Origin of the sequence: Streptomyces vastus, from assembly GCF_039532825.1 — a bacterium.
Taxonomy (GTDB): domain Bacteria; phylum Actinomycetota; class Actinomycetes; order Streptomycetales; family Streptomycetaceae; genus Streptomyces; species Streptomyces vastus.
The window spans coordinates 1-20,955 of sequence record NZ_BAAASJ010000030.1 but is presented as its reverse complement, the minus strand read 5'-3'; the positions used below and the strand labels follow the sequence as shown (position 1 = coordinate 20,955).

Annotated in this window: 15 protein-coding genes and 4 pseudogenes; 10 read left to right on the top strand and 9 right to left on the bottom strand. The window is 68.6% G+C overall.

The features are described 5' to 3' along the window. Positions 1 to 48 precede the first annotated feature (48 nt). Positions 49 to 210, top strand: a complete 162-nt coding sequence (locus ABD357_RS13620; protein WP_344390084.1) for a hypothetical protein — start codon at positions 49 to 51, stop codon at positions 208 to 210. Here the strand turns inward: ABD357_RS13620 and ABD357_RS13615 are convergent. Then, positions 183 to 536 (bottom strand): CAP domain-containing protein, encoded by a 354-nt coding sequence (locus tag ABD357_RS13615; protein WP_344390083.1) that lies wholly within the window; start codon positions 534 to 536, stop codon positions 183 to 185. The genes ABD357_RS13620 and ABD357_RS13615 overlap by 28 nt on opposite strands. 1,344 nt (positions 537 to 1,880) lie before the next feature. On the opposite strand from ABD357_RS13615, the gene ABD357_RS13610 reads away from it, so the two are divergent. Beyond that, the gene (locus ABD357_RS13610) at positions 1,881 to 3,446 is read left to right on the top strand and encodes a serine/threonine-protein kinase (protein ID WP_344390082.1); all 1,566 of its coding nucleotides are present in this window, start codon (positions 1,881 to 1,883) and stop codon (positions 3,444 to 3,446) included. A gap of 611 nt (positions 3,447 to 4,057) precedes the next feature. Here the strand turns inward: ABD357_RS13610 and ABD357_RS13605 are convergent. After that, positions 4,058 to 4,162: pseudogene (locus tag ABD357_RS13605) on the bottom strand (PIN domain nuclease); the annotation flags it as partial. Positions 4,163 to 4,722: 560 nt separating this feature from the next. Between ABD357_RS13605 and ABD357_RS13595 the strand changes: the two are divergent. Both ABD357_RS13595 and ABD357_RS13590 read left to right on the top strand, forming a co-directional pair. Then, positions 4,723 to 6,399, top strand: coding sequence for a serine/threonine-protein kinase (locus ABD357_RS13595; RefSeq protein ID WP_344390081.1), 1,677 nt, complete (start codon positions 4,723 to 4,725; stop codon positions 6,397 to 6,399). Further along, positions 6,396 to 7,178: a hypothetical protein gene (locus tag ABD357_RS13590; RefSeq protein WP_344390080.1), complete on the top strand. Its 783-nt coding sequence runs from the start codon at positions 6,396 to 6,398 to the stop codon at positions 7,176 to 7,178. The genes ABD357_RS13595 and ABD357_RS13590 overlap by 4 nt, the downstream gene beginning before the upstream one ends. 166 nt (positions 7,179 to 7,344) lie before the next feature. Here the strand turns inward: ABD357_RS13590 and ABD357_RS13585 are convergent, their stop codons facing one another. The 4 genes from ABD357_RS13585 to ABD357_RS13570 all read right to left on the bottom strand — a co-directional run bounded on the left by ABD357_RS13585 (position 7,345) and on the right by ABD357_RS13570 (position 11,429). Beyond that, positions 7,345 to 7,575 carry a hypothetical protein gene (locus ABD357_RS13585; RefSeq protein WP_344390078.1) on the bottom strand — a complete coding sequence of 77 codons (231 nt, stop codon included), beginning with the start codon at positions 7,573 to 7,575 and terminating at the stop codon, positions 7,345 to 7,347. Positions 7,576 to 7,757: 182 nt separating this feature from the next. After that, positions 7,758 to 10,184 (bottom strand): SpoIIE family protein phosphatase, encoded by a 2,427-nt coding sequence (locus ABD357_RS13580; protein WP_344390077.1) that lies wholly within the window; start codon positions 10,182 to 10,184, stop codon positions 7,758 to 7,760. A 389-nt stretch (positions 10,185 to 10,573) separates the two neighbouring features. Next, positions 10,574 to 10,882 (bottom strand): hypothetical protein, encoded by a 309-nt coding sequence (locus ABD357_RS13575; protein WP_344390076.1) that lies wholly within the window; start codon positions 10,880 to 10,882, stop codon positions 10,574 to 10,576. 52 nt (positions 10,883 to 10,934) lie between these two features. After that, on the bottom strand, positions 10,935 to 11,429 hold the full coding sequence (locus ABD357_RS13570) for a nitroreductase/quinone reductase family protein (RefSeq protein ID WP_344390075.1): 495 nt from the start codon (positions 11,427 to 11,429) through the stop codon (positions 10,935 to 10,937). 354 nt (positions 11,430 to 11,783) lie between these two features. Between ABD357_RS13570 and ABD357_RS13565 the strand changes: the two genes are divergently transcribed. The 3 genes from ABD357_RS13565 (at position 11,784) to ABD357_RS13555 (ending at position 14,091) form a co-directional block, all read left to right on the top strand. Beyond that, positions 11,784 to 11,954 (top strand): DUF6000 family protein, encoded by a 171-nt coding sequence (locus ABD357_RS13565; protein WP_344390074.1) that lies wholly within the window; start codon positions 11,784 to 11,786, stop codon positions 11,952 to 11,954. Positions 11,955 to 11,961: 7 nt separating this feature from the next. Then, a complete protein-coding gene (locus tag ABD357_RS13560) occupies positions 11,962 to 12,999 on the top strand; it encodes a DUF6000 family protein (protein ID WP_344390073.1) in 1,038 nt (345 codons plus the stop codon). Between the two features lie 684 nt (positions 13,000 to 13,683). Next, on the top strand, positions 13,684 to 14,091 hold the full coding sequence (locus ABD357_RS13555; protein ID WP_344390071.1) for an SseB family protein: 408 nt from the start codon (positions 13,684 to 13,686) through the stop codon (positions 14,089 to 14,091). A gap of 52 nt (positions 14,092 to 14,143) precedes the next feature. On the opposite strand, the pseudogene ABD357_RS13550 reads toward ABD357_RS13555, so the two are convergent. Beyond that, positions 14,144 to 14,341 (bottom strand): annotated as a pseudogene (locus tag ABD357_RS13550) (tRNA-specific adenosine deaminase); the annotation flags it as partial. Positions 14,342 to 14,448: 107 nt separating this feature from the next. Between ABD357_RS13550 and ABD357_RS13545 the strand changes: the two are divergent. After that, positions 14,449 to 15,289 (top strand): annotated as a pseudogene (locus ABD357_RS13545) (helix-turn-helix domain-containing protein). A gap of 36 nt (positions 15,290 to 15,325) precedes the next feature. Here ABD357_RS13545 and ABD357_RS13540 read toward each other — a convergent pair. Then, a complete protein-coding gene (locus tag ABD357_RS13540) occupies positions 15,326 to 15,685 on the bottom strand; it encodes a hypothetical protein (protein WP_344390070.1) in 360 nt (119 codons plus the stop codon). A gap of 476 nt (positions 15,686 to 16,161) precedes the next feature. Between ABD357_RS13540 and ABD357_RS13535 the strand changes: the two genes are divergently transcribed. Further along, complete coding sequence (locus tag ABD357_RS13535; RefSeq protein WP_344390069.1) at positions 16,162 to 17,304, top strand: hypothetical protein; 1,143 nt, start codon at positions 16,162 to 16,164, stop codon at positions 17,302 to 17,304. A gap of 831 nt (positions 17,305 to 18,135) precedes the next feature. Here the strand turns inward: ABD357_RS13535 and ABD357_RS13530 are convergent. Next, the gene (locus tag ABD357_RS13530) at positions 18,136 to 19,071 is read right to left on the bottom strand and encodes a hypothetical protein (RefSeq protein WP_344390068.1); all 936 of its coding nucleotides are present in this window, start codon (positions 19,069 to 19,071) and stop codon (positions 18,136 to 18,138) included. A 1,508-nt stretch (positions 19,072 to 20,579) separates the two neighbouring features. On the opposite strand from ABD357_RS13530, the pseudogene ABD357_RS13525 reads away from it, so the two are divergent. Continuing rightward, positions 20,580 to 20,861: pseudogene (locus ABD357_RS13525) on the top strand (transposase); the annotation flags it as partial. Between the last annotated feature and the right edge of the window lie 94 nt (positions 20,862 to 20,955).

The window sequence follows — 20,955 nt, the reverse complement described above, 5'->3', positions numbered from 1 at the left end:
TTGAACCGCAGCCGCAGCCGCAGCCGCAGTCGTGGTCGCCGGAAGGCCATGTCCGGTGCTGCACACCACGCCCCGATCGAGGGCGCCAACGCCCTCGACCGCGTCCTCACCGAACTGGGTCCCGCCGACCATGTCCGCCGATGGCAAAGGACAGGTCGGCCCATGCAGAGTGCGCTGTCCGGCTACGACCCGAAGTCCTGGGTCCAGTAGTTGCCCGGCTGCGCCAGGCCCACACCGAGCTCCTTGAAGCCACAGTTGAGGATGTTGGCCTTGTGGCCGGAGCTGGACATCCAGCCGGCCATGACGCTTTCGGGAGTGCCGTATCCGGCGGCGACGTTCTCGCCCGCCGACCTGAAGCTGTACCCGACACGGGCGAGCCGGTCGCTCATGGACGAACCGTCGGAACCGGTGTGAGACATGTTCTTGTGATCGGCCATGTCCTGGCTGTGGCCCTGAGCGGCCTTGGTGAGCTTGGCGTTCTCGACCAGCGGCGCGCAACCCGCCTTGTCGCGTTCGGCGTTGACCAGAACCAGCACACGATCCGTGGGACCGGAATCCGCACTGCTCGCGGAGGCGCTGGGAGTACTGCTGGAACGCGTGGCCTTCGGAGTGCTCGAAGGCGAAGCAGACCTCTCGGGCGTGCTGAAGGTACGCGTGGCGGTCGGACGTCTGGACGCCGAGGGAGACGTGCTCGGGGTTCTGGACGGAGTTGCAGTGTCAGAGGTGCCTGCGGCGGAGGTGCTCGGGGCCGCGGCGGGCGTCCGCGAGGGCGTCGGGTCGGCTACCGGATCCGATGTGCCCCCTCCCCACCAGGAGAACGCCACACGGCGCCAGCCTCCCAGTCCGCTGCCGCTCGCCAGCACGACCGAAGGAATACCCACGGCGCCCACAGCCACCACAATGACTGCGGTACGGGATATCTTCCAGCGCTTCCTTTTCTGGCGATGCTTGTTCATACGTGACCTACCTCAGTGGTCCGACAATTGGGCAGCAAAGCAGCGCAGGGTTGGCGAGCCCGGTCATTATGGGGATCGGCGAGCGCACCGGGCAACGAACACCTGTACGGCTGCTGGACGGTGCCAACGAGTTCGTCCGGGCCATGAGGACGTACGGATCCAGCCGTCGGCACACAATCTCCGGCACCCGCACACACCAGTGACCAGGCCGAAGAGGCGCTCCCGCAGCCGCGGGCGCCAAATTCACTGATCTGGAGAATCGGTTGAATTACCACCTGCCGTAGAAAATGTCCGATTCGGATTCAAAAGAGTGCAGCTGTTACCGGAAGTAATCGGTCAATCCGTCTTATTGGGCAGAATTCTGGCGTGAGACATATCACTCTGATTCGAAGTGTGGGAATTACTGAGCCGGAACGAGCCCTGTCGGCGGGGCGCAGCACCAGCCCGACTCCGCTCGGCATCAGGTCGGCCTGCGTTTCGCGCCAGAAGCCCGGAGGGCGTTGAGGGCTCAGGCATGGCCTGAGCGTCGGCGTAGAGTTGCTCAGGGCGAGCGGCCGGTTCGTCGGTCCGATCGCGTAATTGCCCGCAACGCCGATACCGATGGGGGACACCCGCTCACTCGATCGGAGTGGGCACCGAGGTGGTACTGCACGACCTCGGGCTCTGCGACCGGATTGACCAGTTGGTCGCGGTGGGGCTGTACAACGTGCGATGGACACCCGTCGCCGTAGGTCACGAACCACGGAACCAACATGCCTCACGCACCTGTCGACGACTGCGTCCGGTTGCCCTGCCGGCAGGCGGACTCCGGTCCCGCTCTGCTGCCCGCCCGCGGAGCTCGCCGAAGAGCCCACTCGGCTCACGCCGGTCGGATACTGCGTGGGCGACGCCGTCAGCCTCACGGCGGTGGGAAGCGTGGCGTTCATGTCTGAGCAAGGACGGCTTGTGGCCGGCAGGTACCGGCTGGTGGAGCGCATCGGCCGGGGCGGCATGGGTACCGTGTGGCGTGCCCGGGACGAGTTGCTCAACCGCGAGGTGGCGGTGAAGAGGCTCCACTACTCCTCGCTGGACGACGACGTCGACAGGCTCTTCGAGCGCACAGGCCGCGAGGCGCGCATCGCCGCCCGGCTCGGCCACCCCAACGTCGTCGTGGTGCATGACGTCGTGGACGATGGGGGGTCGCCCGCGATCGTCATGGAATACGTGCCGTCCGTCACCCTCGCCGAGGTGATCAGGAAGCTCGGGCCGGTCCCGCCGGAGGAGGCCGCCCGCATCGCAAGCGGGTTGATCGCCGCGCTACGCGCCGCTCATGACGCCGGGGTGGTGCACCGCGACATCAAGCCCGGCAATGTCCTGCTCGGCCGTGACGACCGCGTGGTGCTGACGGATTTCGGCATCGCCGTGGCCCCCGATACCTCACCGCTCACCGTGGCCGGCCAGCTCATGGGTTCCATCGACTACTGCTCGCCGGAACGGCTCGACGGCGACACGCCGGGCCCGGAGTCCGACCTGTGGGCGCTCGGCGTGCTGCTCTACGAGGCGGTGGAGGGCGCGCCACCGTTCCGCCGGGAGACCGGGATCGAGACGGCGTACGCCATCGTGTGGGCGCCGGTGCCGTCCGCGCCCGCCGCCGGGCCCTTGGCTCCGCTGATCGAAGGGCTGCTGGTCAAGGACCCCGACGGGCGGCTGACCGTCGAGGATGTGGAGCGGATGCTCCGGGCACCGCGGTCGGCAGCCGCAGGCGCGGCAGTCCCGGCCCGGCGCGCGGCCGGACCTGGGACATCCGTGCCGCCCGCCGGGAAGCCGCTCGCCGGGAGCCGGCACAGATCGGCCGGAGTCGCCAAGGGCCTCCGGCCCCGGAACAGAAAAGCGCGGTGGCTCGCCGCGGCAGCGGCCGTCGTCGCCATCGTGGCATGCGCGGTGATCATGGTCGACTGGATGGGCGGCGAGACGGATCGGCCCACCCATCACGCAAGGGCGGAAATCATGCCGGGGGCCTCCTCCCCGTCGCCTTCATCGTCCGAGACCGCAGCTTCCTCCACGCCCCGTCCCACGGCGCGCACCCCGCATCCGCCGCCGGCGGCCGAGACCGGGTACGGGCCACTGTGGTCGGACGGATCTATCGACCCGGGCAGCAATGAGTACTGGGCGCAGAGCGATATCACCGTCAGGACGACGGAGACCCTGACGTCGCTCACCGTCGAGCTGCGTGTCGCACAGACCGGCGGTGTCTCCTCGACCGGCTCCTGGCGGACCCGGCCCGAGGAGGACTTCACCCTCAACGTGGAGGAGACGGACGGCTTCCTTGTCTACCGCTGGACACTCAAGGACGGGCGGACGGTGCCGGCCGGTGAGCACATGTTCGCGGGGCAGTACAACCACGAGACCGGCAACCGGGACGCCGGCGGCGACTCGTATGTGGCCACCGCCACGGCGGACGGCGAAACATACTCGGTGCACGGCCCCTTCGCGTCGGCCTCGACCGACTGACGCAACGCTGGGGCTGCCGCTGGATCCATCTGTGACCGGGCGGGGGCCTGGAGCCCCGACCGGGGAACATGTCCATGTAGGTGTCGTACTGGGCGCGGCCCGAGGATTGACGCCGTCCACAAGTAAACCCCAGGCCGCTGACCTGGGGTTTCATTATCGTCCGGGTGCGCCACCCGATGGTTGGAAGAGGCAGGCCGGCCTTCCCGTTTCCCAGACGCATGTGCCCTGATGTGCCCTGGGTGGCCACGTAGGTCGACACATCACGTGTCGGTGTCGAGGTTCGCAGCACTGGCCGGGATCCCGGACCACAAGGAGCACCCGCCCTTTCGGCGTGCCCAGTTCCAGCGGTCCGCCGGCCCGCCACACCGTCAGCGGGCCCAATACCCCGAAGTCCACAGCCGCCCCCGCCTTTCGACGGCAACTGTAACGGCCGTCGGCTCGTCACCGGCCCGACAGAGCGACGTCGGTCGCATCGGCCACTCGACGGGCTGTAGCCACCGTTTGTCGCGCGTCTTGGGGCCTGGCTGTCGGTCCAGGGCCTTGTGGCGGCCGCCACAGCGAATGAGTTGTGGAATCCGAGATGCCTTCGGTCAGCGCGGTGTCACGAGGTCGATGAGTCCGGCGGCTGCCGCCTGGTCCCATCCGTACTGCTCGGCGTCGCCGCGCAGCATGCGGGCGAGCGCGCTGGTGTCGATCAGGTATTGCGCGGCATTCACCGGCGGTGGTTCCCCTTGTCCCGGAAGAGGTTCAGGTCGAAGGCGCCCTCTTCTGCCGCGGCGCGCAGGCGGGTGAGGGCCGGCGCCCGGCGCCGCCCGAGACCAGCTGATCGTCGAGGTCGATCACGGATTTATTTCTCATGCTGCGCATCCTGGGGTATGCAGCTGCGGTGACGTGGCTTGGGAGCCACGTGCATGCCAGGCGCCGTCCGGCCTGCCGCCGGAAAGCGGGTACCGGGCCCACGTGTGATCTTTTCAGCCACCCGTGATTCACTCCGCAGCCGCGGCAAAAGCGGCAGGAAACGGGTCGGACCGGTCGCGCACCCGCGTGTGACGCGGGCCGTGCGCCGGACTGTTACCGGCGTTCCGGGTCGATCTGTGCAGGTTCTGAGGCACTATCCAGTGGTGCTCCCTCCGATATCCCGGCTGCCGGTGTCCGGAACGGGGATACCGGATGTCGCACCGCAACCGCGGTGGCTGAAAACGTGTCTTTGGACGCGTGGCCGAAGCTCCGGGGCGCGTGAGTTTCCGGTAGCACGTGCGGCCTTGGGGGGGCTGGGATGAACACATGGGGAGTGCCCGGATACACCGAGTCACTGGAGCTCGGATCAGGGGCGAGCGGGCGGGTCGTCCTGGCCGTGCACGAGGAGACGGGCGTGCCGGTCGCGGTGAAGTACCTCAGCGAGTCACTGCGCACCCGGCCGGGCTTCGTACGCGACTTCAGGGCGGAGGCGCGGCTGCTCGGCGGCCTGGAGAGCCCGTACGTCACCGGGTTGTACGAGTACGTCGAGAGCCCGGACGGCGCCGCCATCGTGATGGAGCTGGTGGACGGTGTCTCGTTGCGGGCCCTGCTGACCAGGGAGAGCCCGCTCGATCCCGAGGCCGCGCTCGTGGTCCTCAAAGGGTCGTTGCTCGGCCTGGCCGACGCGCACCGCATCGGCGTCGTCCACCGCGACTACAAACCGGCGAACGTCCTGGTCGTACCGGACGGATCGTCCAAGCTGGTCGACTTCGGGATCGCGGTGGACGCCGGCACCAGCGTCGGCGTTGCGGGAACCCCCGCCTACATGGCCCCGGAGCAGTGGACCGGCGCGCCCGCCTCTCCCGCCGCCGACGTGTACGCGGCCACGGCCACCTTCTTCGAGTGCCTGACGGGCCATAAGCCGTACTCGGGTGAGAATCTCGCCGAACTCGCGCTGCAGCACGTCGACACGCCCGTCCCCGCCGAGGAGGCCCCCGAGGCGGTGCGGGAGCTGGTCCGGCGTGGTCTGGCCAAGGACCCGCGGGAACGGCCCACACACGCCGAGGAGTTCGTCACTGAACTGGAGGCGGTGGCCGGCGCCGCCTACGGGCCCGACTGGGAGGAACGCGGCCGCGGTCGGCTAGCCGCGCTGGTGGCCCTGCTGCCGCTGCTGCTGCCCTCGGCACGCAGTGCCCCACGTACCACGACGGACACCGCACGCACGCTCCTGAGTCGCGAACCGGGCCTCGGCCGGGCGCAGTCGTGGCGTCCCGGCCTGCCAGGGATGCTGGTGGCCGGTGCGGCCGTGCTGCTGGCCGTCGTCCTGACCTACGGCATCCAGCACACTCCGCTGGGAGCGGATCCGCAGCAGGCGGCGCAGGCCCTGGCCACCACCAGAGCCCAGCCCGGTGTGGAGTCGGGAGAGCTCATCGCTCCGCCGACCGCGTCGGCGAACTCGTCCCCGCCGTCCCCGCCGCCCCCGACGTCCACCGTGTCCCCCAGTCTGTCGCCCTCGGACTCGGCGACGGCCGGCACCGGCGAGCCCTCGGCATCCGCCGCCACCACGGACCCGGACCCGGAGACGACGACACCCAGCGCGGCGACCCCCGAGGCGACGCCGACGACCGCTGCCCCCACCGCGCCGGCTGCTCCCACCGCACCGGCTGCTCCCGCCGTCAAGGACGTCGCTGTGTCGGGCTTCCAGCAGACGGGTCCGACGACCGCCTCGGCAACGATCGACATCACCACGGACGGCACCGGACCGCTCTCCATCACCGTCTCGTGGTCCACGGGCGACGCCGGGGGACAGCTCGGCACCCCGGACGGTGCGTCCCAGACGTTCGAGCGCAGCGGCGCCACCCAGTACACGCTCACCGTCGATCACACCTTCCAGGGCAAGGGCTGTTACTGGACGGTGCAGGCCACGACCACTCCGGCCTCCGCCGACGGCGGCGCCTCGCAGCAGCTTCTGACCAGGGGGTGTGTCATCGGATGAGCGCTCACAACGACCGCACTCCCGCGTCTGCCGAGGACTGGGAGCCCACCCAGGTGCTCGGCTCCGCCGACGAAATCCGGGTGCTCGACCCGGCCGACGACCACACCACCCTCCACCTCGGCCCCACCGACGAACACGCCCCGAGCGACGAACTCGGCTCCGCCGACGCCGAGTACAGCGCCACGGTGCTGGCCAGCCACTGGATCCAGAGGCCCGAGCCGGACACCACTTTCCCCGGGCCGCCCTCCACGGGGATCCTGCCGCCGCCGACGCTGCCCGACCGCGCCGAAGGCACCGTGCTGCGTTTCGGCCCGGGCGTGACAGCCGCCGTCGCGCACCGTACCCACAGGACGCTGCCCGCCGTGCCGCCGCCTCGCGTGCCCCCGCGCCGACGTCTGCGAAGACACGCTCTGCCCGCGCTCGTGCTGATCGCCGTCATCGCCTTCCTCGCCTGGCAGCGCCTCGGGCCCTCCGTCGCGGTGCGTACGGCGGCGGTCACGGCCCGGCCGACGGATCTGGGATGCGACGGCACAGCGGACATAGTCGCCCTCGTCGCCACGAACGGCCGGCCGGGCACGCTCTCCTACCGCTGGATCCGAAGTGACGGCACCGCCTCGGGCGTCCTGCGCGAAGTGGTGGCCCGGGGCCAGCGACAGGCACGTCTGCACCTGCTGTGGACCTTCCAGGGCAAGGGCCACTACACGGCAGGGGCCGAACTACGGATCCAGTCCCCCGCCCACCGCACGGTCACCACCCACTTCACGTACGACTGCCCCTGAAGAGACCTCCGTTTCGTCAACCACGGCCCGGCCTGGGTCGGCAACGTCAGCTCCGGCGCCCCGGTCGCCGTGATCGACTTCTACCTCCCGGAGGGCACCACCGCCACGTCTGTGCCCGACACCTGCCGCAACGCCTGACGTCCGGCGACGACCCGGCCATCGGCCACTACGCCCGCACCCTTGGTGCGGGTGTAGTGCGCGTCCCCCCACCGAACAGCGTGTGTGCGAGGGGTATCGCACTCGTCTGTCCCCGTGCCTGCACGAGCAGAATCCGCAGCCGAACCATGACCTCCGGGCTGGGCGACGGTGAGGTGCCGACGACGCGGCGGGTGAACTCTTCGACGGTTTCACCAGGCCCGATCCGCAGAATGACCTCGCGGCGTTCTTCGGCAGCCATGGGCTGGCTCCCTTTCCAGTCGGGTGGTCCCACATCATCGGCGCGCGGTACCACTCCTGAGTCGCTGGTGCCCAGTGCCCGCATTCGAGTGGGGCGGGGGCGAGCGAGTGCCCACTACTCTGCCGACCAGTCGGTGGGGGCCAGACCCGCAGCAAAGTGCCACGCCAGGCCGGTCGGCGCCGTCATGCCCGTGGGCCGGGCAGTTCGATCTCCGCCCAGATGGTCTTCCCCTCGGCACGATGGCGCGTACCCCAGCGCTGGGCGAACTGGGCGACGAGCAGCAGGCCGCGGCCGCCCTCGTCGAAGGTGCGGGCCCGTCGCAGGTGCGGGGCGGTGCTGCTGCTGTCCGACACTTCGCAGATGAGCGCGGCCTCGCGGATCAGACGCAACTGGATGGGCGGTTGCCCGTAGCGGATCGCGTTCGTGATGAGTTCGCTCACCACCAGTTCGGCGGTGAACGCCACGTCGTCCAGGTGCCACGCGGCCAGCCGGGCCAGCACCTCCGCACGGGCGCCGGCCACCGCGGCGGGGTCGGACGGCAGGTCCCAAGTGGCGACGCGGCTCGTGTCGAGGGCCCGGGTGCGGGCGACGAGCAGGGCGACGTCGTCCTGGGGCTGTGCGGGCAGCAGAGTCCGGATCAGGTCGCCGCAGGTGGCCTCCAGCGATCCGGAGGGCTGCTCGAGGCACCGGCGCAGCCGCGAGAGGCCGCTGCCCAGATCATGCTCCTCGCCCTGGACGAGGCCGTCCGTGTACAGCGCGAGGAGGCTGCCCGGAGGCAGTTCCCACTCGACGGTCTCGAAGGGCAGACCACCCACGCCCAGCGGAGGGCCGGGAGGAACGTCGGCGAAGTCCACCTTGCCGGCCGACGTGACGACGGCGGGCGGCGGGTGGCCCGCGGTGGCGGCAGTACAACGGCGCGAGACCGGATCGTAGACCACGTACAGGCACGTGGCGACGAGACCGGTGGGGAGGCCGAGGTCGGGATCGTGGTGGCCCGCAGTGGTCTCCTCCTCGGCCGCCACCTGGGTGACCAGGTCGTCGAGCTGGGTGAGGAGTTCGTCGGCGGGAACGTCGACATCGGCCAGGGTGCGCACCGCGGTCCGGAGGCGTCCCATGGTGGCCGATGCCCTCAGCCCATGGCCCACCACGTCGCCCACGACCAGTGCGACCCTGGCGCCCGACAGGGGGATCACATCGAACCAGTCGCCGCCCAGTCCCGCCCGCGTACGGGCCGGAAGATAGCGATAAGCCACCTCCACCGCTTCCTGGGCGGCGAGCCGGCGGGGAAGGAGGCTGCGCTGCAGGGCCAGCGCGGTCTCGCGTTCGAGGGTGTAACGGCGGGCGTTGTCCACGGCCACGGCGGCCCGCGCACCGATGTCCTCCGCCAGGAGCACGTCGTCCTGGGCGAAGGTCTCCTCGCGCCGGTGCCGGGCGAGGACCGCGACGCCGAGGGTGATGCCGCGGGCGCGCAACGGAATGACCATGACCGAGTGGATTCCGAACGCCCGGACCACTTCCGCCCGTTGGGGATCGGCCTGCTGCCAGTCCTCGTAGTTTTCGTCCACGGTACGGTGCACCGAGGGTCTGCCGGTCGCCAGGCAGCGGACGGGGGGTGTGTAGTCGGGGTATTCGTCCACGTCTCCCGGCCGGGCCAATGCCTCGGGCACGCCGGGCAGGACGGACTGTTGCGCCGCTCGGCGCAGGGCCACCGTGCCTGTCGCGGAAGGCGTCGGCTCGACTCCGCGGAACAGGGAGTCCAGCAGGTCGATGGTGACGAAGTCGGCTAGCCGGCCCACCGCCACGTCGGCCATCTCCTGAGCCGTACGCATCACATCCAGGGTGCTGCCCACCTGCGCGCTGACGTCGTTCAGCAGTGCGAGCCGCTCCCGGGCCAGGTGCTGGTCGGTGACGTCGAGGGCGGACAGCTCCAGGAGCCGCACCTGCCCTGCCGGACTCCTGAGCGGGGACACGGTGATGGACCAGACCCCCTCGCGAGCTTCGGGCCGGGCTCTGCCACGCACATGGAACTGCTCGGCCTCCCCTGTCATGAACACCCGGCGCATGCCGTCCTCGACCGCATGGCAGATGTGGGGCGGCAGGATGTCGGTGACACGCCGACCGCGCATCTGCTCCTCGCTCAGGCCGAGCTCCCGTTCGGCGCCGACGCTCGCCCGTACGGCCCGCAGCTCGGAGTCGTACACCATCACAGGCAGATGGCACTGTGCGAACGCCTCCTCCGCCGTCGCCAGGTCGGGTTGCGGCCGCTCCGGTGGCGTCGCCACGACGAGCTGCTGAGCATGGCCCTCGCCGTCGAACCAGGGATACGCCCGCAGCTGCACCTCCACATGCTGACCGTCCCGGTGCCGGAGCAGGGTCGTCGTGCTCCGCCCACCGAGAGCCACGCGAAGACTCCTCACCATGTCCGCGTCCACACCGAGCAGACGGATCACGGAGCGCCCGATGGCCGCCTGACGCGGGTAGCCGAGCAGGCGCTCGGCACCCGCACTCCAGCCCGTCACGATCCCCTGGGCGTCGATGACGGCCGTGGCGGAGTCAGCCCGATTCGGGACAGTGCCGGAGTCGTCGTTGAGCGGGGTGGCATCGCGCATGTCGATCATCGCCCGTTCTGCCCCTGGGGACACCTCTCCGTGTGGCCCCCCCGAACCAGTTCTGTCGGCCCCTTACACCACTTCTACCGTTCTTCGTTCGGGCTCGCGCGCCATGGAAGGAAAGGCGCAGCTGATGGCCGGTGGACGTGGCCCCCACCGCGGACCGCCGACCGCGACAGGGGTGCGATCCGATGCGCACGGGGAAGATCAGCAACTAGCACCTCGGTGTTATCGGCAATCAAAATCGAGCTTGGCCGCGATCGCCTTCCGGCCGCGGCTGCCCGGCGGAGACGGTCAGCCGCTGCGCGCCATGCCGCAACAAACCTGCACAAGACGCGCACGGAGGCTCCCAGGTCGAACAATGACCGAAAGGCACCTCCGCAGCGGGGTTACCTGCGGTGTCCCTGCGGTGCGCCTCCTTGACCGGTGAGCCGAGCGGCGCCCGGAGACGAGGCCGCGGCGTTGTGGCGCGCGGGCCGAGTGGAAGGTGGTTCGACCGCGCCGGTGGGCAGGTCGGCGATGCGGCGCAGGCGCCGGACGAGGACGTCGCTGACTGAGCCGGCGGTCTCCAGTTCGCGGTGGGCGACGGCTCCGGTCAGCAGCTCAGTGATTCCCCGCTGTTCTCCGCTCCGTCTGGTGCGCTTGTGGTGCGGGCGGAGCAGCGAATGCTCGCAGACGGGCGATATCGAGCACGGCATCGTGGGCGCCGTCACCCTTGAGGCACCAGCCAGAGGGTGGGGCGTCAGTTGATCAGCTGCCCTGCGACGGGTCGGGTGTGCCGACTGTGGGTTCCAGGACCACCACCGCCGTGTCGGACGGTCGGCGCGCAGCGTAGGCGTCCAGGTTCTTGTCGATCTCGCGCCACCGCGTCCACAGCCGCAACCGTTCGTCGCCCGTGGCGGCGTGACCGTGCACCAGCCGCGGCCCGTCGACCAAATCGACGGTCGCGTCCGGGTGCGCCTGCAGGTTGTGCCACCAGGCCGGCTCGCCCTCACCCCACCCGTTCATCGCGAGCGAGACCAGGTTCGGGCCGTCCTCGAAATACCCGATGATGACGCTGCGCGGCCGGCCCGTGCGGCGCCCGGTGGTGGTCAGCCGCAGGGTGCCCCAGCTGTTGGCACGTGGCCGCCACAGCCCGACTCGCCCTCTGAAGACCCGGTATACGCCCCGGTGCGCCGACCAGGCCAGACGGATGAACCAACGCGGCGGGAGCCACGGTGTTTTCGCCCGTTGCCCGACAGACACGGCGACCTCCCGCGTGCTCGACTGGCTCCGGTCACGCACAAGACGCTAACCGCAGCCGCCAGCGGCCGGTAGGGCCAAACGGCCCGACACCACAGCCTGACGACCCCGCCCATGACGCGAGGGAAGGCGCACGCTTTCCAACTGTGGTGGTGCGGTGGTGGGCTGCGTGCGGGGGCGTTCACCTGGGTTCGTTGGCGGCTGAGCGTCGGCGCTGCGAAGGCTTCGGGTCCCGTCTGAACGGCCGTGAACGGTGCTGAATGAGACGGAAAATGAGACGGATGGACACGCAGTGCTGAGGCGTCCGACCGGCCGGATTGCTGGTCTGACGGCTTCGGCCATACGAGGATGCTGCCCATGCGCCGCACCGATGATGAGCACGAACTGCTCAAGTTGATCCGCCGCTACGTCAGAACCGACCGCCGGTATCTCAAACTCGGCGGTGCCCTTCTCGGTATGAGTGGGCGCGGCCGGACCAGGTTCTTGCGGAAGTTGGGCAAGGCCGCCAATGAGATTTGCTCCTCGTGAACTGGGCATGCTGCTCGACCGAGGATGGCGCGAGAGCTCAACGGCAGCCTGGCTCATCGCTGTTGCCGGCAGGACCGAGTTCCGGGAACGTCTCGGCGATCTCCTGCTCGCCAGCAAAGGGCCCTACGCGGGGCAGGCGTACTGTGTCGCCCTGGCCACCTTCGGCACCTCTGCCGACGCCGCCTCGCTCGACCGCGCCCTGGACGGTGCCGACGCCGTGATCAACTGCGCCGGGCCCTTCGCGACGACTGCCGCTCCCGTGATCGAGGCGGCACTGCGCGCCGGGATCCCGTACGTCGATGTGGCGGCCGAGATCGAGGCCAACCGCGACACGTTCACGCACTTCGCGGACCGCGCCCGCGCGGCGGGAGCGGTGATCGTTCCCGCGATGGCCTTCTACGGCGGCCTCGGTGACCTGCTGGCCACCGCCGCGATGGGCGACTGGACGGCGGCCGACGAAGCGAACATCGCCTATGGGCTGAGCAGTTGGCATCCCACCCCCGGGACCCACACCGCGGGCACGGTCTCCGGGGAGCGGCGAGGCGGTCGGCGTGTCCGCTACACGGACGGGCGGCTGGAGTACCACGACGACGAGCCGACGCTCCTGACGTGGTCCTTCCCCGACCCGATGGGCACCAGGGAGGTCGTCGGGGAGTTCACGATGGCCGACGTGGTCACCATCCCCAGCCACCTCTCCATCCCCGAGGTGCGCACCCACATGGCGACCGAAGCGGCCAGAGACCTCTCGGCCCCGGACACACCGGCGCCGACCGCGGCCGACGAGAACGGTCGGTCCGACCAGACCTTCCTCGTCGACGCCGTCGTACGCTCCGGCGGCATCGAACGGCGCGCTGTGGCAAGTGGCCGGGACATCTACGCCGTCAGCGCACCGCTCGCGGTGGAGGCGGTCCACCGCATCCTCACCGGCGAGACCCGCACGGTCGGTGTCGCCTCCGCCGGCGCAATCTTCGACGCGCCCGACTTCCTCCGCGCACTGTCCCCGCACATCTCCCTCGAACTGCTCCAGCAGCGGACGGTGTCCTGACCGTCGGAGTGGGCCACCCCGGTGCTGCGGCCAACACCCACGGACGCACCGTCACCTTCGTTCGTGCCACATCTTGGTTGAGGTCCGCGACGCGGGCCGCCGTGAGACGGGCTCCGGACCCGCCACGTGACCATCGTGATTGCGCGTACGTCCGGCTTCCTGGCCGCCCCGACTCGACGCACCCGGAGCACGGGCCGCGAATGAGGCGATCACGGCTGCCGTGTCCCTGGTCGTGTCCCCGCTCCTGCTGGCGGAAATGCATCACGTCGCGAGGCGCGAGCGCCGCCCAGTCCGTCCGTTTCCGCCACCACGCGATGGCCTCGACCCCGCGGATGCCGTGAACGTCGCACTCCGGGCGCCTCGGCGGCGCACGCAACCCCGTTCAGCCCTACCGAAGGAACAGCAAGCTGAGGGCTTCTGACACGGGGAAGCCGCGACGCTCCCTTCCGGCGCAGCACCTTCGGGCGGAAGTGGCGGAAGGCGCGGGAGGTCGTCGGCATGCCCCTTTGGGTACGGCTGGTCACTTAGCCCCGCAGCCTCAGGTTCGAGTGTTCCGGACGTACGGCACCTGTGAAGACGGCCCGTACGGCACCGCCGAGACCGGTCTGCCCGCATGATCGGGCCGATCGCGGGTAGGCGGCGGTCTATCGAGTGGCGGGCTCGTCCAGCAAAGGGTATGGCGTCATGGCTGAGATCCCCGCCGAGCTCTTCGAGGCAGTGGCACGGGACGCTCTGCGGGATCTGACCAGAGCGCCCGACAGCCGGGCGTTGGAGGCGCTGGCAGGTTGTGATGTGTTGATCCCGGCGGTCAGCGGAATCCGATACACGCGTGACCGCAGCGAGTTCGTGCGGTTTGTGCTGCCGGTGATCGAAAGCGTGAATTTCGCCCCCGCGGTCATGGTCTTCACCTCGGAGGAGCGGCTGCTCAGGGCCTTCCCCCAGGTGCCCTGCTACCGGCCTGTCACCTTGCGGCAGCTGGCCGCTCATTGGCCGACCGACGACGTGGTGCTGGTCATCGATGCCGGGAGCGAGGACTCGCTGACCCTGTCCGCACACGAAGCGCGGTGGCTGCTCGCCCGCTGCCTCGCCTGAAACGATCAGGGCCGGGCCGGAGGAATGACCCTCCGGCCCGGCCCTGATGCGTATGGAGCGGGCGACACACCAGTTCCGGGACCGGCCCCTCAACGACCACCCCGGGAGCGACCTCGTTGACTGGCAGGGGGCGCACTGGAGGTGCGGGAACCCCCAACTCGCCAAGCCATGTGGCGAGCTGCTCGGAAGAGGCCACATACACGATGTGGCCGAGACCAACCCAGGCGTGCGCAGCCGCGCACATCGGGCAGACGGTTCTTGCTCCCCCTGGACACTCTGCATGTCCGCATAGGTTCGCCGGGTCGGCCTTCGGAGCGGTTGGATGGGTGGTCACTCGTTCCGACCGTTGGAGGTGTGGTGGCCGAGCCTGTGCGGGTGCGCAGACTGACCGATCAGGAGGGGGCAGAAGCTGCAGCAGATCGTGCGCCGGGGCAGTACCAGCTCGGTGCGCTACCGGCGGGCGATGATGCTGCTGGCCTCTGCGGGCGGAAACCGGGTCCCGGTGATCGCACAGCTGGTCCAGGCCGACGAGGACACCGTCCGGGATGTGATCCATCGGTTCAACGAGATCGGTCTGGCCTGTCTGGACCCTCGGTGGGCGGGAGGCCGTCCCCGCCTACTCAGCCCTGATGACGAGGACTTCGTCGTGGCGACGGCCACCACCCGCCCGGCCAAGCTCGGCCAGCCCTTCACCCGCTGGTCGATCCGCAAACTGGTCGCCTACCTGCGCCGCGTCCACGGACGCCTCATCCGCATCGGCCGTGAAGCCTTACGGTGCCTGCTCCTGCGCCGCGGCATCACCTTCCAACGCACCAAGACCTGGAAGGAGTCGCCCGACCCCGCTCGCCCCGACGGCGCACCGATCTACGTGATCCTGGACAACCTGTCCGCCCATAAGGGCGACAAGATCCGGCGCTGGGCGAGGAAGAACCGGGTCAAGCTGTGCTTCACCCCGACCTACGCCTCATGGGCCAACCCGATCGAAGCCCACTTCGGCCCGCTGCGGCAGTTCACTCTGGCCAACTCCCACCACCCGAACCACACGGTGCAGACCCAGGCCCTGCACCGTTACCTCCGCTGGCGCAACGCCCACGCCCGCCACCCCGACGTACTCGCTGCCCAGCACAGGGAACGCGCCCGCATCCGCAGCGAGAAAGGCATCCGCTGGGGCGGAGGCCCCCTCGCACCAGCAGCCTGACCAACCCGTGACGCGGCAGGCGAGGAAACCTGTCTCTCAGCCTTCCCGAGGTTCGACTGGGTCAGCTGTCCGGGCGCCTGAATCCTTGCGTGCCGAGAGCAGGAGCAGGACCGCAGCGGTGGCGGTGAAGCCGAAGCCGACGTTCGTCCAGAGCATGACCGTCTCGAATGAGGCGTCGGCGATCCGGGGGATGCCGTTGACGAGCATGAGGGCGTAGATGCACAGAATGCCGTAGGCGCGAAGCCGCATCCCGGCCTGTCGCTTGCGCATCCACGGCGGTGTCCACCCCGCCAGAATCGCCACCGGCACCGGCAGCATGAGCACCGTGGACACTGCCAGCGCTATCCAGTGATACAGCGGATTGCCGTTCACCCCGCCCCCTTCGTAGGCGATCACCAGCCTACGAAGGGTTGGCGAGGCCCGTCCATGCCGAACACCGCGAGCTTCCCGGCGAACCTATACGGTCAGAGCACATAGGCAACAAAGAACCCCCGGGTCACCGACCTGGGGGTTTCACATGGAGCGGGTGACGAGAATCGAACTCGCGCTCTCAGCTTGGGAAGCTCATGGCGTCTAGAGCGTCCTACAGGCCTGACCTGCGGCGGCGCGACGTAGACGCGCGGTAGACGGTCGATTGGTTCCCCCGCTGTTCCCTGTGGTTCCCCGCACGATCTGGCACGCGTCTGGCACGAGTCATTCGTCGCTGCACCGCTCCAAGACCAGGCCTATGGAGCGGCGGGCCGGAGACCTCAGCACGACCTCCGGTGCTGTGATGCGGATCACTCTAAATTCCGGGGTGAGGATTGCCGGTTCGGGGCGTTCCGGGGCCCGAAAGGGGACAGGCTCGCCCATCAACTGCCGGAGGACCACCCATGACGCCCGAAGCTCCCGAAGAACCGCAGGCACAGGAAGTGGCGGCATCGCCTAAGACCGTCCCGCCCCGCGAGGCGAACGTGTCGGAGACGGAGGAAGCCGAGGATCTCGACGCCTTATACGCACGCTACGGCCTGGTCAGGCGGTGGCGGGTTCTTCCCGAGCCGAAGTCCGTACCCATTGATCCACAGTCCACTCGCCGCCTCCCCGTACTGGGTGAGGGCGACCTCATTGCGTACGGGGGCGATGGGGGAGTCCGCGACAGCTCCTACTTCTACTTCGGTAACGAAAGGGACGGTGGACGACTGCTGGCAGGGCGCCTGTTCCGGGACAACTCCAAACTCGAACCCTGGCAGATCGTGCAGACCTGGACCGAGGGGGAGATCGACAGCCCATGGGCTGGAACGGCCACCACCGCCAAGCCCACTTCTCCGGAGGCTAGTGCGGAGGCCCGTGAGGCCAGACTCGCGGCACGCGCCGTGGAAGCACGGAACGAGGCGGCGCTCGGCAACACTGAGCTCATCGAGAAGTTCATGGCCGCTGACCTCGGCCTGTGGCGTGGAGCCCGCTGGCAGGAACCGGTGACCACGGCTCTCCTTGGCGACTGGGCGAGCACCCTGTACACGCACGGCACCATCCGCCGGGGGGCTCTCTCCCGGCTGATGCATGAGGTGAGGGAGATCCACCGACAGCTCACGCCACTGTGGCGTCGGCGCTGCGCCGGAGAGCGGCTGCTCAGCCTGGATGTCCCCGTTCTGGAGAATGGGCTGACTCTCGCCGACCTCGTCGCTGGAGGGCCCGACCCGGCCGACATCCTTACCGGGACGCTGCCTGATGATCCGCGTGTGCTCGTCGTGCTGGAGCAGATGTTCCCGATCGAGAGGGCAGTCGCGCTCGCCTGGAGCCGTTCGGGGACGTCGAGTTGGACCGAGGCGGCCGCCACGGTATTGGCCCTCACTTCGCAGGCATACGTGCAGGGTGACGCCGAGGCTCTGGGTGAGCGAGTACGCCGCAAACTCAAGCGGCTCGGTCGCCGTGCGCGTCACAGTCGGGATGGCGAGGAGACGTCCCGTTTCCGAGCGGCTCAGTCGCCTGTTGTCGGTCGAGTCGATGACCGCGCAGCGGCCGGGCGGGAGGCGTGAATGCCTGACGCATTGACTCTCGCCCTGATCGCCCTGGTCGGCTGCTTCGTTGTGCGTGAATCTCGGCGCGACGAACGGCTAGGCGCTGCGCTCTTGGTCGGCGTTGCCGTTGTGGCACTGATGCTGACGCTCTACGGGGCGGGTCCTGACTGACAGCGGTTGGCTATAGGCCGCTTGTAGGCTGGCGCGAGGCCGACAGGGGTCTGACCCGCGATGCGGGTCAGACCCCTGTCCTGGTGTTTCAACTGTTGGGGTGGCGGGATCTGAGCCCACGACTTCTTTGTCCCGAAGCAACGTGGGCAGGGGACTGGACAGGGGCAGTGTGCCGCGGACCTGCTTAGGCAGTCGGTATTCGTCCGACGTCGTCCAGCGCTGTCTGCTGTGGTTGTCACGCAGTTAGACACACAGCGGTGTTGGCCTGGCCTTTCCGCAGGCCTCGGCCTCCCTTGCGGGATGGCCGAGGCTTCGTGCCGCTCGTGCGTGGATCAACGGTGCTGAAACCACCACGCGATGCCAGAGACCACGGTGGTGCCGAGTCCGGCAGCGATGCCGCGAACGAGTGCGTGGCAGACAGTGCGTCCCAGCGCGCGCACGTTGCGGCCCCGGGTTGACGATGTCCACCGGGCACGAGCGTTCCGCAGCCAAGGCCCCACGCGGGTGGGCAGAGTCGACGGCTTCCGGGGCTGGCCCGTAGCCTTGAGTGTGTTGCTGATGGCTCCTCCTGAGGGTCGAGCGATTGGTTGCTTCATCTGGCGGCTCCCTGCGGGAACAGGGGGCCGCCGCCTTTTGGGCGGCGACCAGTGCCGTTTGTCCTCACCTGGGTGGTGGGGTTCAGCCTGCTTCGCCCTTGCGGACTAGGAACTCCACGGTCGGAAGCAGTGGCTCGTCTGTGGCCGAAGTGGGTGCTGCCGGCCCGTCTTCTTCGGCCTTGGTGTCGTCAGCTGCGGAGCAGTCAGCCGCTGTGGCCCGCTTGCTGACGTTCAGGTTGTAGGGGGCCTGGAAGGAATATTTGTCGGCGGTCGTCGTAAGGGTGGGCAGAGAAGTGTCGATGTAGATGCCGTACCCAACCGTGGTAAGAACCCCCGCCGTCAGCAGCTCCTGACGCCCTTTGCGGATCGTCTTCGGAGATAGCCCGTACCAGTCCGCAAACACCTCGGGGATGTAGAACTGCGGATCGCGTCGGCTCATGCATATGAGCAGCAGCGCCTTACCTGACAGGGTCAGCTTCTCGTGCAGTCCATCGACCCAGTACTGGAACGGTAGCCGGAAGTAGATGTCCTCTAGGGGGCCGTCGGCCAGGCCGATGGGAGGACGGTAGGCGGTGCTCGTGCCGTCCTCCATAAGCTTTGTAATCTTGGTGAACTTGCCGTTCTGGGACCTTTTGATCAAACCGAGTTGCTCGAGCTGCAACCAGAGGCGTGAGACCATGACACTGGCTGAGGCGCCCGGCGCGTGGTGGCCCAGGCAGCGGGCCCAAAGCTCGGACCGCTCGGTCACGTCATACGGGGCTGCGGTGGTGACAGCTGCCATGAGCAGGTACAGGTCCAACGCCCGCTCGCGGCGGGCGCGCACCAGTGTGCTCAGCGGACTCGGAGCCTTGGCGTCTCCACTGTCTCCCTCGACGACACGTTGCACGAGGGACCGGCGGATGGGCACCTCTCTCTTACGCCGCTTTGAGGAGTCCAGGAGCGCCGCGATGCTGCGCTCCTGGGAGAGGCCGCCATCCGGGAGGGGATCGTCGGCCGGTGGAAAAATGATCCGTGGCATGGCCCCAGCATGCACGCTAGGCCATCGGCCTGAGGCGCCGTCACCGAAACCTGCTCTGGACCCGGTTGCGCCTCTGAGCGGGCATTAGATATCCATGATGACTAGTGACAACTACTAGATACAGGAGAGGTGCGCGCGACACCCGTCTCCGCAGATAGGGCAGGCTCTAGAGAAGAAGATCTTTAACGTCTTGACTCCAGGATCTTTGCTGGCCGTAGGTAGATCCCTTGTCTTTCCTTCCGGACGCCCGTTGCGCCCGTATCCCGGCTCCGCAGGGTCTGAACCGGAGGGCAACGACCTGTCTTCTTGCCCTGGGTCTTGCCGGGAATCTTGATGACCTGCGTTTTCGCCGCTCAGGGGCTGTGGGCTCGTGCGCCTGGTGGTCGTCGTTGGCCACTGTTGAGCGGCCTTGGACGGCAAAGAGACGGCCCGGTGCGGACACGAAAGTCAGCTACGCCGGCCGCGCGCTCATCGAGAGATGGTCCCGCGTTGGCCTGTCACCAGCGTCCTGCCCAGCGTCGCAACTTGCTGGTGACACGGGCCTTGTGGAGTCGGGTTGCCGAGGCTTCGCTCGGGCTCGTCATGAACGCCGTGATAGGGGTCCATCGCTTGCCCCCCTTGCGAGCCGTCCACCTGACGGCGGGGAAGTCCGTGATCTCTGTGATGCGCTCTCGCGTAATCACGCGTGTGCGCAGGTAGCCGCGGATTGAGAGTCTCCCGCGCTCACACGTCACGCCGAGCCGGTATCCCCTTACGGCGAGGATCGCGAACCCAATCACAGCGAAACAGGCCGTGAGCCGCGAGAAGCCGGAACTGGCTTGCGCTACGTAGGCAACAGCAGCGGCCGCCGGGACGGCTCCGAGGCTGCTGTTCGCAAGACGGTTCAACATCGGTGGCGATAGCTCCACGACGCTCCTCGCCTGTGCTGGTGCCTGCCGGTGGCAGCGTACTGGTACCTCAGCTTGGGAAGCGCGATCATTTGGGGTCGGCTCGGGCGCTGACCTGGGCGAACGGCAAGATGGCGGCCTCCTCCGGGGTGTGTGGCCTCCCCCGTGGTTCCCCGCTGTTCCCCGCCTGATCTGGTGCGCTTGTGGTGCGGCCGGGTGCCGGCCCATCGAGGTAGCGGGTAAAGAACGTGAGCGCCTGGATGGCGGTTGTCGACACCCTGGGGCCATGAGTCATTGGAAGTTTTACGACAACTGGTATGCCGATCTGACCGCCTCTCCGTCGAGCAACTGAGGGAGCGCCGATCCTTCGCCGCTCAGCGGGCTGAGGGTGCCGTGGCGCGTGGCATGAGTTGCAACCCCAAGGCTGCACGGGAGTGGCGTGAGTCGGCGCAGACACCCTCTTGCCGCAGGCAGGTTCGCTACTGAACTTGATTGGGCGATGTCGGGTGATTGCCTGACAGTTGAGGGGTGGGTCCGGTAGGTCTGTGTGGGTGAACCCCTCCGCTAAGAGAAGATCTCATTTGGTGTGTTCGATAGCCTGCGGTCGTGGACATCGTGGACATCGTGGACATCGTGGAGCGTCTGGTGCCGGATGAGTTGTGGGAGCTGTTCGAGCGGGTGGTGCCGCCCGCTCCGACGCGGCCCCAGGGTGGCGGCCGGCGGCGGTACGGGAACCGTGAGGTGTTGGCCGCGATTGTGTTCGTGGCCACGTCAGGGTGTACGTGGAAGCAACTGCCTCCATCGTTCGGCCCGTCAGGGCCGACCGCGCACCGTCGGTTCAGCGAGTGGAGCCGGGCCCGGGTCTGGGCCAAGCTGCGCCGCCTGGTGCTGGACGAGCTAGGGCCTGTGTGATGTCGTGATCATCTTGCCGATTCGGGTCCGCTCGGAGGGCGGATCCGATAGGAAGATGGTCGTGACGCGCAGGCAACTTACCGAT

What these genes read in the sequence shown, in the direction of transcription:
- ABD357_RS13555 (WP_344390071.1), top strand. Translation starts at nt 13,684, where the DNA reads ATGGCTGAGATCCCCGCCGAGCTCTTCGAGGCAGTGGCACGGGACGCT.
- ABD357_RS13560 (WP_344390073.1), top strand. Translation starts at nt 11,962, where the DNA reads ATGCTGCTCGACCGAGGATGGCGCGAGAGCTCAACGGCAGCCTGGCTC.
- ABD357_RS13590 (WP_344390080.1), top strand. Translation starts at nt 6,396, where the DNA reads ATGAGCGCTCACAACGACCGCACTCCCGCGTCTGCCGAGGACTGGGAG.
- ABD357_RS13530 (WP_344390068.1), bottom strand. Translation starts at nt 19,071, where the DNA reads ATGCCACGGATCATTTTTCCACCGGCCGACGATCCCCTCCCGGATGGC.
- ABD357_RS13585 (WP_344390078.1), bottom strand. Translation starts at nt 7,575, where the DNA reads ATGGCTGCCGAAGAACGCCGCGAGGTCATTCTGCGGATCGGGCCTGGT.
- ABD357_RS13620 (WP_344390084.1), top strand. Translation starts at nt 49, where the DNA reads ATGTCCGGTGCTGCACACCACGCCCCGATCGAGGGCGCCAACGCCCTC.
- ABD357_RS13610 (WP_344390082.1), top strand. Translation starts at nt 1,881, where the DNA reads ATGTCTGAGCAAGGACGGCTTGTGGCCGGCAGGTACCGGCTGGTGGAG.
- ABD357_RS13580 (WP_344390077.1), bottom strand. Translation starts at nt 10,184, where the DNA reads ATGCGCGATGCCACCCCGCTCAACGACGACTCCGGCACTGTCCCGAAT.
- ABD357_RS13535 (WP_344390069.1), top strand. Translation starts at nt 16,162, where the DNA reads ATGACGCCCGAAGCTCCCGAAGAACCGCAGGCACAGGAAGTGGCGGCA.
- ABD357_RS13565 (WP_344390074.1), top strand. Translation starts at nt 11,784, where the DNA reads ATGCGCCGCACCGATGATGAGCACGAACTGCTCAAGTTGATCCGCCGC.
- ABD357_RS13575 (WP_344390076.1), bottom strand. Translation starts at nt 10,882, where the DNA reads ATGCCGTGCTCGATATCGCCCGTCTGCGAGCATTCGCTGCTCCGCCCG.
- ABD357_RS13595 (WP_344390081.1), top strand. Translation starts at nt 4,723, where the DNA reads ATGAACACATGGGGAGTGCCCGGATACACCGAGTCACTGGAGCTCGGA.